Raw genomic sequence first — 10,031 nt, 5'->3', positions numbered from 1 at the left:
GGCGACGGCCTGACCGCGCCACGCGGGGATCCGCGACCGCGGGCGATCGCCCCGGAGCGCCCGCGGGGACGCGCGGCGGGAGCACGCAGCCGATCGGCGGTCGTGCCCCGCCGATGGGCTGGCGGGGTCGGTCCGGCGGCCGATGACCGGGAGGGCACCCGCTCCGCACACTGGATCGGTGCCGCACCCGACGCTCCCCCCTGCCCTCCGCCCGTCCGCCGTCGACCCCGCGACGCGACCTCCGACTCCTCCCGCTCCGCCGTCGCGGCCGTCCGCCGTCGACCCCGCGGCGGCGGCACCGAGCGCGACGCGCGTCGTCCACCGAGCCCTCGCCCGCCACCCGCTGACGGTGCTCGCGGTGCCGGCCGGCAGCCTGTGGATGGGCGTCATGGCCGGCCTCGGCGAGCTGGCGCACCCGGTGGCCACGGCCGTGGCGGTGGCCGTCACGGTGATGGTGCTCGCCTGGTCGGAGAGCCGCATCGGCGTCCTCCGCACCGCGCTCGCGGCGGGCCTCGGATCGCTGGCGCCCGTCGCCGTCGCGTCCCTCCTCCTCGCCGTCGGCGTCGCGCTCGGCGACTGGTACTCCCAGCTGGACGCGGCCGACCGGCTGTGGGCGCCGTCCGTGGTGCTCGTCGCGGTGGTCGCCACCGCCAGCCGCGGGCTCGCGCCCGCCCACCGGGAGGGCCTCCGCGCCGCCGTCCTCGCGGCCGTGCTCGCGGGGCTCCTCGCGGGCGGCCACGGGATCGACCTCACGCGCGGCGTCGCGCTGCTCATCGGCCTCGGGCTCGGGCGGATCCTGGTGCCCCTGTCGGACCGTCCCGCCTGGCACGATCCCGCGGCGTCGAGCGCCCGCGTGGTCGCCGCGACCGTGCTCGGCACGGTCACGCTCAGCTGGTGGATCGCCGCGGTGTCGGGCGACGGGATCGGGGTGCTGTCGTCCATGGGGGCGCTGCTCGACCCCGGCAGCACGGTCGCGGTGCTCTCCGTCCTCATCGTCGCCGTCGCGCTCCTCCTCCGCGGGAGGCGCCTGGGGCTGGTGCTCGGGATCGCGGCGCTGCTCCTCATCACGGGCCTCCTCGCCTGGTACTACACGGTCATCCCGATCGCCGAGGGCTGGTTCGACCTCCCGGCCGCCTCCTGGTCCGACATGGAGATCCCGCTCCTGGTGCTGACCACCTGGCTCGCCCCCGCGGCCGCGCTGGTCGTGCTCGTCGCCCGGCGCCGGTCGTTCCGCGCGCGCGCCGACGTCGCCGACCGGGCCGCCGACCGCGAGCGGGTGCTCGCCCAGCTGGTGGCCTCGGACGCCGGATCCCTCGGCTTCATGGGCACCTGGTCCGGCAGCAGCCACTGGTTCGCGGCGGACGAGCCCGGGTCGGACGCCCGGGGCGCGGTCGCGTACCGCGCCGCGCACGGCGTGGCCATCACGGTGTCGGACCCCCTGGCCACCGCGGCGGACGCGCCCGCCACCATCCGCGCCTTCGCCCGCCACTGCTCCGCGCGCGGGCTCGTCCCGGCCTTCTACAGCATCCACTCGGACCACCTGCCGGTCTTCGCCGAGCTCGGCTGGAGCGTCACGCCGGTCGCCGAGGAGGCCGTCATCGACCTCGCCGGCTTCTCGACCTCCGGCAAGCGGCGGCAGGACCTGCGCACGGCCGTGAACCGGGCGGCGCGGGACGGCGTCGAGGCCGTGTGGGGCAGCTACCGGACGCTCCCCGAGGCCCTCCGCCGCGCTGTCGACGCCCTGAGCGGCCACTGGGCCGACGCGAAGGCGCTGCCGGAGATGGGGTTCACGCTCGGCGGGCTCCGCGAGCTCGACGACCCGGAGGTCCGGGTCCTGCTCGCGGTCGACGCGTCCGGCCGCGTGCACGGCGTCACCAGCTGGCTGCCCGAGCACCGGGACGGGGTCCTCGTCGGCCGCACCCTCGACGTGATGCGCCGCGGCGCCGACCCGATGCCGGGCGTGATGGAGTTCCTCATCACCACCGCCGCGCGCGCCTTCCAGGAGGAGGGGCTCGCGACGCTGAGCTTGTCCGGCACGCCGCTCGCGGGCGTGGGGACGACGTGCGGGCGCGGCCCCGCGGACCGCCTCGTCGCCCGCCTGCTGACGGCGACCGGCCGGGTCCTCGAGCCCTCCTACGGCTTCACCTCGCTGCTGCGCTTCAAGGCCAAGTTCGACCCGCGCTACGAGACGCTCTGGCTCGCCTGCCCCACGGCGGCGGACCTCGCGCCGATCGGGCGCGCGCTCACGGCCGCGTACGTCCCGACCCTCCGGATCCGCCACCTCGCGGGCGCGGTCCGGGCCGCGCTGGCCGAGGGACGCGCCGTCCGCCGGGCGACGCGGTCGGCGGCCCGCGGGGCTCGGCGCGCTAGCCTCGGCCTCGCGGGCGACCGCGGCGTCGCGACCGGCGCCGCCGCCGGATCCGCCGGCGGGAGGCGCGACGCGTGAGCACGGGATCGGGAGCGGGGCTCGACCCCGCCGCCGCGACGGGATCCGTCGTGAGCGTCGTCGTGGTCGACGACGAGTCGCTCGTCCGCTCCGGCATCGCGATGGTCCTGGGCGCGTCCCCCCGCATCGCGGTGCGCGCGGCCGTCTCGAGCGGCACCGCGGTCGCGACCGTGCGGGAGCTCGCGCCCGACGTCGTCCTCCTCGACATCCGCATGCCCGCTCCCGACGGCCTCACGATCCTCGCGGAGCTCATGGCCGAGCCCCGCCCGCCCGTCGTGGCCATGCTCACCACGTTCGACACCGACGACCAGGTGCTGGAGGCGCTGCACCGGGGGGCGTCCGGCTTCCTGCTGAAGGACACGGATCCGGAGCAGCTCGCCCGGCACGTGCTCACGCTCGCGGCCGGCGGCATCGTGCTCGCGCCCGGCCTCCGGCCCGGCCGCCTCTTCCGCTCCGTCGAGGCCGAGGCCGAGCGGTCGCGCGTCGCCCGGCTCGGCGACCGCGAGGTGACGGTCCTGCGGGCGCTCGCCCGCGGCCTGTCCAACGCCGAGATCGGCGCCGAGTGCGGGCTCACGCTCGGCACGGTGAAGGAGACGGTCAGCTCGATCGTCCAGGCGCTCGGCGTCGGATCGCGCGTCGAGGCGGCCGTGGTCGCCGACCGCGCCGGCCTCGTGCCCCGGCGGTGACCGCGCGATGCGCGTGAGGGCGGGCGCGGACGGTGCCGACGCCGACGCCGGCGCCGACGCCTCCGCGGACGACGACGGGACGGCTCGTCGCGCCACGGCGACCGAGCGCCTCCGGGCGTTCCTCGTCGACCTGCTGCTCGCGGGCATCGCCGCCGGCGCCTCGCTGACGTTCCTCGCCGATCCCGAGACGCCGTGGGACGCCGTCGCCGGTGCGGTCGCCTGCTTCGGCCTGCTCCTGCGCCGCCGATGGCCGTGGCTCAGCGTCCTGCTCGCGGTCCCGGCCGTCTACATCGGCATCGCCTACGTGCCCGTGCTGGTCGGCCTCTTCGACCTGGGCCTCGCGCGGACGCCGCGCTGGCGCGTCGTCGCCCTGACCGCGCTCGTCATCGCCGCGGACCTGCTGCCCTTCGGGACGCCGGCGGACCTGCAGGCGGTGGTGGAGCCGCTGGTCGACGCGACCATCTACACGATCGGACCGCTGCTCCTCGGCGCGTTCCTGCGGCAGCGGCGGGATGCGGCGGCGCAGCTCGCGGAGCTGCGGGAGGCCCACACCCTCGGCCAGCGGCAGGCCGCGCAGGTCGCGCTCGCCCGGGAGCGCGCGGTGCTGGCGCGGGAGATGCACGACGTCGTGTCGCACCAGGTGAGCCTCATCGCCGTGCAGGCCGGAGCGCTGCAGGTGGGCGCCGCCGACGAGCGCTCCCGCGGGGTCGCGCGCACCATCCGCGCCCTCAGCGCCGTCACGCTGGAGGAGCTGCGCGGCATGGTGGAGCTGCTCCGGGCCGCGGGCGGGGACCGGCGCGAGCTCGCGCCGCAGCCGACGCTCGACGACGTCCCGGCGCTCGTGGCGGCGAGCGGCATGCGGGTGGACGTCGACCTCGACCTCCCCGCCGACCTGCCCGCCGCCGGCCAGCGCGCGGTCTACCGCACGGTGCAGGAGGGCCTGACGAACGCGCGGAAGCACGCGACCGGCGCGGCGGTGCGCGTCACGGGACGGCTCGAGGCCGGATCCGTGGTGGTGGAGGTGGAGGCCGGGCGCGCGACGATGCCGCTCCTCGACCTGCCCAGCGGGCGCCACGGACTGACCGGCCTGCGCGAGCGCGCGCAGCTGCTCGGCGGGGGGCTCACGGCCGAGCTGCGCCCCGACGGATCGCACCTGCTGCGGCTGCGCTTCCCGCTCTGACGCCCGAGGTCGCGGTGGCGGGTGGCGCGGCTCAGCCCTGCCGGGCCTTGTTGCGCGGGGTCAGCTTGTTGATGACGAAGACGCGGCCGCGGCGGCGCACGACCTGCGCGCCGGGGAGCTTCTTGAGGGCCTTGAGCGAGTTGCGCACCTTCATGGTGGTCCTTTCTTGAGAACAGTTCTCAATAGACTAGCGCCATGCCCGCTCCTCGTCGACCCCTGCCCGTGCACGCACCACCGCCGTCGGGCGTCGTGCTGGTGGTGGGGGAGGGATCCGGCCTCCGCTCCGTGCTGCGGGACGCGGTCGACGACGCGTCGGCGTCGCTGCTCGTGCTGCCGCCCGAGGAGGCGGACCCGGTCGAGCCGATCGCGCGCTTCCTCGACGGCCTCGCCGAGCGCGGCCCGGGCGCCGAGGCCGTGGTCGGGATCCCCGCGACCGCCGATGCGCGCGCGACCGGCATGGGGCTCGACCAGCTGCTGCGCCGCGAGCACGGGCTGCGACGCGCCCTCGGCGGGCCGGGATCCGGCTTCGGGCTCCGTCACGTCGTCTCGGTCGTGCCCGCCGACCGGCTGCACGCGACGGCGTCCGGCCGCGTCGACGACGCGTTCGAGGAGGCGGAGACGCTCGTGGACCTCGTGGAGTACGCCACCGTCGTGGTGCTGACCGGGATGGCGCGGGTGCCCGTCGAGGCCCGCGGGACCCTGCTCGCGCTCGTCCGCCGGCTCGCCCCCCGCGCCGCCGTGCTGGATGCGCGCCGGCCCCTCGCGCTCGGGCGGCTGCCGCGCTGGGGCGACGTCGCGGGGCTCGCGGCGTCGGCCGGGTGGATGCGCGAGCTCACGGCCGCGGACCGTGCCCTCCGCCCCGCCGACGTCGATCGGCGGGACGGGCCCGTCGGATCGGTCGTCGTCGGCGATCCGCGGCCGCTGCACCCCGGGCGGCTCGCCCGGGCGGTGGAGGAGGAGCTGCGGCCCGACCGCGCGGGGCTGGTGCTCCGCTCGAAGGGGTTCGTGGCGCTGGCGTCACGGCCGGGCGAGGTGGGCGGCTGGTCGAGCGTGGGGTCGATGCTGACGCTCCAGCCGACCGGGATCGACCCGTGGCAGGAGCACGCGCCGCGCGGCACCGGGATCGCGTTCTTCGGGGTGGGGCTCCGACCCGACGTCCTGCGGCGGGCGATCGGGCGGGCGGTGCTCACGGGGGAGGAGCTGGCGGCGGGGCCGGCGGAGTGGTCCGGGTACGCGGATCCGTTCCCCCGGGTGGACGCGGACTGAGCGCGGCGCGCCCGGACGCCGGGGAGCGTGACGGTCCGCCGAGAGGGGCGTCAAGGCCCTGGGCACTGCTCGGCGCCCGGCGTTCAGTGGGGAGGTGAAGCAGAACCGCACCGCAGAGGGCACCACCCGCACGACCGCCACGACCACCGCCGAGGCCCCGGACGACGAGGCGCCGGTCGCCGAGGATCCCGCCATCGTCCCGCCGCCGGAGCCCGGTCCCGACCCCGAGGACGCGCTCCGCGTCGCCCGCGAGGCCTTCGGCTGGGACGCGCTGCACGACGGACAGGTGCGCACCATCGGACCGCTCGTGCGCGGCCGCGACGCGCTCGTCGTGATGCCCACGGGCTACGGCAAGTCCGCCATCTACCAGGTCGCCACCGTGCTCATGGACGGCCTCACGGTCGTCGTCTCGCCCCTCATCGCGCTGCAGGCCGACCAGGTGCAGAACCTCGAGGAGGCGCCCGCCGCGCCGCCCGCGCGCGTGATCAACGGCACCGTCCGCGGGAAGGCCCTCGACGAGGCGTGGGCGACCGTGGAGGAGCCCGGCGCGCGGATCGTGTTCCTCACCCCCGAGCAGCTGGCACGCGACGAGGTCGTGGAGCGGCTGGTGCGGCGCGGGGTGTCGCTCGTGGTCATCGACGAGGCGCACTGCGTGGCGTCCTGGGGCCACGACTTCCGTCCCGACTACCTGGGGCTCGGCGGCGTGATCGACGCGCTCGGGCACCCGCCGACCGTCGCGATGACCGCGACCGGGTCGACGCCCGTGCGCACCGAGATCGAGGAGCGCCTGGGCCTCCGGGACCCGTTCGTGCTGTCGTCGGGCTTCGACCGCCCGAACATCCGGCTCGAGGTCCGGCGGCACACGGAGGAGTCCGAGAAGCGCCGCGCGATCGTCGAGCACGTGCGGGAGCAGACCCAGCCGGGCCTCGTCTACGTGGCCACGCGCAAGGACGCGGAGCAGTACGCCGAGGAGATCCGGGCGAAGGGCCTGCGCACCGACGCGTACCACGCGGGCCTGCCGGCCGCCGAGCGCGAGCGGGTGCAGACCGCCTTCCACGAGGACGACGTCGACGTCGTGGTGGCCACGAGCGCGTTCGGCATGGGCATCGACAAGCCGACCGTCCGGTACGTGGTGCACGCGGCGCCGCCCGAGTCGGTGGACGCGTACTACCAGGAGGTCGGACGCGCGGGGCGCGACGGGGAGCCCGCCGTGGGGATCCTCCACTACCGTGCCGAGGACCTCGGCCTCCGCCGCTTCTTCGCGGCGCGCACGCCCCGGCCCGCGAGCCTCCGCGACGTCTACGCGGCGGTCGCGGTGGCCGGCGCCGACGGTCCGGTGCGCCCGGCCGCGGTCGCGGAGCGCGCCGGCATGTCACCGCGGACGGTCGGCGGCGTGCTCAACCTGCTCGTGGACGCGGGGGTCCTCGGATCCGACCGGGAGGGCGCGGTCGTGACGGAGGAGCTCGACCCCCGCGAGGCCGCCGCGCGTGCGAAGGAGGTCGCGGAGGAGCGCGAGCGCATCGAGGTCTCGCGCCTGGAGATGATGCGCGGCTACGCGGAGACGCAGCAGTGCCGCCGCCAGTACCTGCTCGGCTACTTCGGCGAGGAGTCCCCGGAGCGCTGCGGCAACTGCGACGCGTGCGACCGGCTCGCGGACGACGACGCGCACGACGCGGCGATGGAGGCGGCCGAGGGCGCCGCTCCCGGCGCCGACGCCGCGGATCCCGCCGGCGACGGACCGTCCGACGACCCGTTCCCCGCGCAGTCGGCCGTGACCCACGCGGAGTGGGGCCCCGGCACCGTCATGAGCACCGAGGACGACCGGATCACCGTGTTCTTCGAGAAGGAGGGCTACCGCGTGCTGTCGCTCAGGCTCGTGCGGGACGGGGATCTCCTGCAGCCGGCGTGACGCGCGACCGCTCGGCCGCGACCACGGCCGCGTCCGCGCCGACGGCCGCGTCCGCCCCGGCGGCGGCCCGCTCGGCCGCGTCGTGGTCGAGCCGCACCTCGCGACCGGTCGCGGCCGACTCGTATACGGCCTCGAGGATGCGCGTGAGGTGCAGGCCGTGCGTCGCCGGCGCCGTGGACGCGCCCTCTCCGCGCACCATGCGCACGAACGCGTCGATCTCCGCCTGGAAGCCCTCCTCGAGGTCGAACGACAGCGCGTCGATGTTGGGTCGCAGCTCCACCACCGTGTCGTGCAGCTCCGTCGTGATCCGGAGCTCGGGCTCGAGCGTCGCCCCGCCGCGCTCGCCGAAGACCTCGAACGACAGGTCGTCGCGCCCGTGCACGGAGTAGGAGGTCTCGATCGAGAGCACCGCGCCGTCCGCGAAGCGCACGAGCGCGCCCGCCAGGTCCTCGACGGGGTCGGTCGACGGCACCTGGTCGGCGCTGAGGTAGCGCGTCAGTCCGCGGATGTTCGTCCGGCCGCCGAGCTTCCGGAACGTGTACCCGGTCACCGCGACGGGCTCGGGGAAGTCCATGAGGTACAGGGCCATGTCGATGAGGTGCACGCCGAGGTCGACGAGCGGACCTCCGCCGGAGATCGACCGGTCGGAGAACCAGCCGCCCGGATCGCCCGCCTGCCGGAGGAAGACCGCCTTCGCGTAGTAGATCGGCCCCAGGTCGCCCGCGTCGACGAAGCGCTTGAGGGTGACCGCGTTGGAGGAGTGGCGGCGCACGTAGCCGACCTGCACGGATCCGGTGCTCGCCGCCTCCGCGCGGACGATCGCCTCCGCCTGCGCGACGGTCAGGGCCATGGGCTTCTCGAGGAGCACGCTCTTGCCGGCCTCGAGCGCGGCGATCGCGATCTCCGCGTGCGTGTCGTTGCGCGTGCAGACGCTGACGGCGTCGATGCCGGGGGAGGCGAGGAGCTCCCGGTGGTCGGTCGTGACGAGGGTCGCGCCGGCCTCGGCGGCGCGTGCGGCCGCCCGGTCGGCGTCGACGTCGCAGATGCCCGCGACCACGACGTCCGGGTTCTGCGCGTAGGCCGCGAGGTGCAGGCCCGCGATGGTGCCGGCGCCGATGACGCCGATGCGCACGGGACCGCTCATCGGACGGCCTCCGCGGCGAGGCGCTGCGCGGCGGCGAGGCCCGCGGCGAAGCCCGTGAGCGGGTCCTCGAGCCCCTCGTACTCGATCGACACCGGCCCGTCGAAGCCGGATGCCGCGACGAGCCCGAGGAGGCGGCCGATGGGCAGGTCGCCCGAACCGACGACCGCGCCGCGGATGCCGCGGCCGCCGAGCGTCGTCATCCACGTGTCGTCGGGCGGCACGTCGCGCACGTCGAAGTCCTTGAGGTGCACCACGGCGGCGTGGGGGAGGAGGCGCGGGACGGCGGCCTCGGGATCCTCGTCGACGCACAGGGAGTTGCCGACGTCGAGCGTGACGCGGAAGCCCGGCCGGTCGACGGCCTCGACGAGCCGGAGGACGCGGTCGCTCGCGTTCATGCTCATGCCGTGGTTCTCCACGGTGGTGGCGATGCCGAGCGTGGCGGCGTGGTCCGACAGCGCCCGGCAGACGGGCACGATGGTCGCGAACGCGCGCTCGAAGGCGTCGTCGTCGGCCTCCCGCCACGGCCAGGCGAACACGTCGTGGCGCAGCAGCGGGATCCCCAGCTCGTGCGCGACCCGCAGGTGGGCGTGCAGGTGGGCGACCTGGGCGTCGAGGTCGGGGTCGAGCAGGTCGGCGCCGACCGCGTAGTTCGCGAGCTCCACCCCGCGGGCGTCGGCGCGGTCCCGGATGGCGGCGACGAGGCCCGGGTCGTCGACGAGCTCGCTGCCGAGCCCCGCGATGGAGATCTCCATGTGGCTGGCGTCGGAGTCGGCGACGAGGTCGATCACGTCGGGGACCGTCATGGTGCCGGCCTCCAGGGCCGGGGCGAACGTGTAGGAGCTGACGCCGATGCGCATGTGCGGCCTTCCGGATCCCGCGGCCGAGCGGCCGACGTGACCCACGGTAGGCGGGCGCCGTTCGCGGGCGGTTCGGACGCGACCGGTTCAACGGAGACGTAACCACCTCCCGGCGGACGGGGGAACGGCGGGGGTGGGCGCGACCCCGGCCGCCCGTGCTTCCATGGGCGCATGCCACGACCCTCCGACCCGTCCCCCCGTCGACGCGTGGCCGTGGAGGTCGCGGTCCAGGACGCCGCGTCCGCGCGCACCGCGGCATCCGCCGGCGCCGACCGGGTCGAGCTGTGCTCCGCGCTCGCGACGACGGGCGGCGTGACCCCGAGCATCGGGCTCGTGGAGGCGGCGGTGGCCGTGGGGCTGCCCGTCCACGTCCTCGTGCGCCCGCGCCCCGGCGGGTTCGTGCACGACGCCGACGAGCGCGCGGTCATGCTGCGCGACGTCCGGGCGGCGCTCGCCGCGGGGGCGGCGGGCATCGTCTCCGGCGGGCTCACGGACGACGGGCGCGTCGACGCGGACCTGGTCGCCCGCCTGGTCGACGCCGCG

At 76.4% G+C, this 10,031-nt stretch carries 9 protein-coding genes; 6 read left to right on the top strand and 3 right to left on the bottom strand.

Annotated features, from left to right (window positions below; all coding sequences use genetic code 11):
* Positions 1–358: 358 nt before the first annotated feature.
* From Q6969_RS08795 to Q6969_RS08785, 3 genes are read left to right on the top strand one after another with little or no spacing between them, the layout of a single operon-like run.
* Entirely contained in the window at positions 359–2,446 is a 2,088-nt protein-coding gene (locus Q6969_RS08795) for a DUF2156 domain-containing protein (RefSeq protein ID WP_317230092.1), read from the top strand.
* On the top strand, positions 2,443–3,132 hold the full coding sequence (locus Q6969_RS08790; RefSeq protein WP_317230091.1) for a response regulator transcription factor: 690 nt from the start codon (positions 2,443–2,445) through the stop codon (positions 3,130–3,132). The genes Q6969_RS08795 and Q6969_RS08790 overlap by 4 nt, the downstream gene beginning before the upstream one ends.
* A 7-nt stretch (positions 3,133–3,139) precedes the next feature.
* Positions 3,140–4,312, top strand: coding sequence for a sensor histidine kinase (locus Q6969_RS08785; protein ID WP_396335530.1), 1,173 nt, complete (start codon positions 3,140–3,142; stop codon positions 4,310–4,312).
* 31 nt (positions 4,313–4,343) lie between these two features.
* Here Q6969_RS08785 and ykgO read toward each other — a convergent pair whose 3' ends face one another.
* Positions 4,344–4,466 carry a type B 50S ribosomal protein L36 gene (ykgO, locus tag Q6969_RS08780; protein ID WP_094114654.1) on the bottom strand — a complete coding sequence of 41 codons (123 nt, stop codon included), beginning with the start codon at positions 4,464–4,466 and terminating at the stop codon, positions 4,344–4,346.
* A gap of 41 nt (positions 4,467–4,507) precedes the next feature.
* Here ykgO and Q6969_RS08775 point away from each other — a divergent pair, with 41 nt between their 5' ends.
* Positions 4,508–5,578: a GTP-binding protein gene (locus tag Q6969_RS08775; RefSeq protein WP_317230089.1), complete on the top strand. Its 1,071-nt coding sequence runs from the start codon at positions 4,508–4,510 to the stop codon at positions 5,576–5,578.
* Between the two features lie 94 nt (positions 5,579–5,672).
* On the top strand, positions 5,673–7,487 hold the full coding sequence (locus tag Q6969_RS08770) for a RecQ family ATP-dependent DNA helicase (protein ID WP_317230088.1): 1,815 nt from the start codon (positions 5,673–5,675) through the stop codon (positions 7,485–7,487).
* On the opposite strand, the gene Q6969_RS08765 is transcribed toward Q6969_RS08770, so the two are convergent.
* Together Q6969_RS08765 and Q6969_RS08760 are read right to left on the bottom strand one after the other, a co-directional pair.
* Positions 7,447–8,631, bottom strand: a complete 1,185-nt coding sequence (locus Q6969_RS08765; RefSeq protein ID WP_317230087.1) for a Gfo/Idh/MocA family oxidoreductase — start codon at positions 8,629–8,631, stop codon at positions 7,447–7,449. The two genes, Q6969_RS08770 and Q6969_RS08765, sit on opposite strands and share 41 nt — an antisense overlap.
* Positions 8,628–9,488, bottom strand: a complete 861-nt coding sequence (locus Q6969_RS08760) for a sugar phosphate isomerase/epimerase family protein (protein WP_317230086.1) — start codon at positions 9,486–9,488, stop codon at positions 8,628–8,630. The genes Q6969_RS08765 and Q6969_RS08760 overlap by 4 nt, the downstream gene beginning before the upstream one ends.
* 171 nt (positions 9,489–9,659) lie before the next feature.
* On the opposite strand from Q6969_RS08760, the gene Q6969_RS08755 reads away from it, so the two are divergent.
* The coding region (locus tag Q6969_RS08755) for a copper homeostasis protein CutC (protein WP_317230085.1) at positions 9,660–10,031 on the top strand (372 nt) is incomplete at its 3' end.

It is taken from the genome of Clavibacter sp. MX14-G9D, assembly GCF_032917815.1.
GTDB lineage: Bacteria > Actinomycetota > Actinomycetes > Actinomycetales > Microbacteriaceae > Clavibacter > Clavibacter michiganensis_K.
This window is presented reverse-complemented; position numbering and strand designations above follow the sequence as displayed.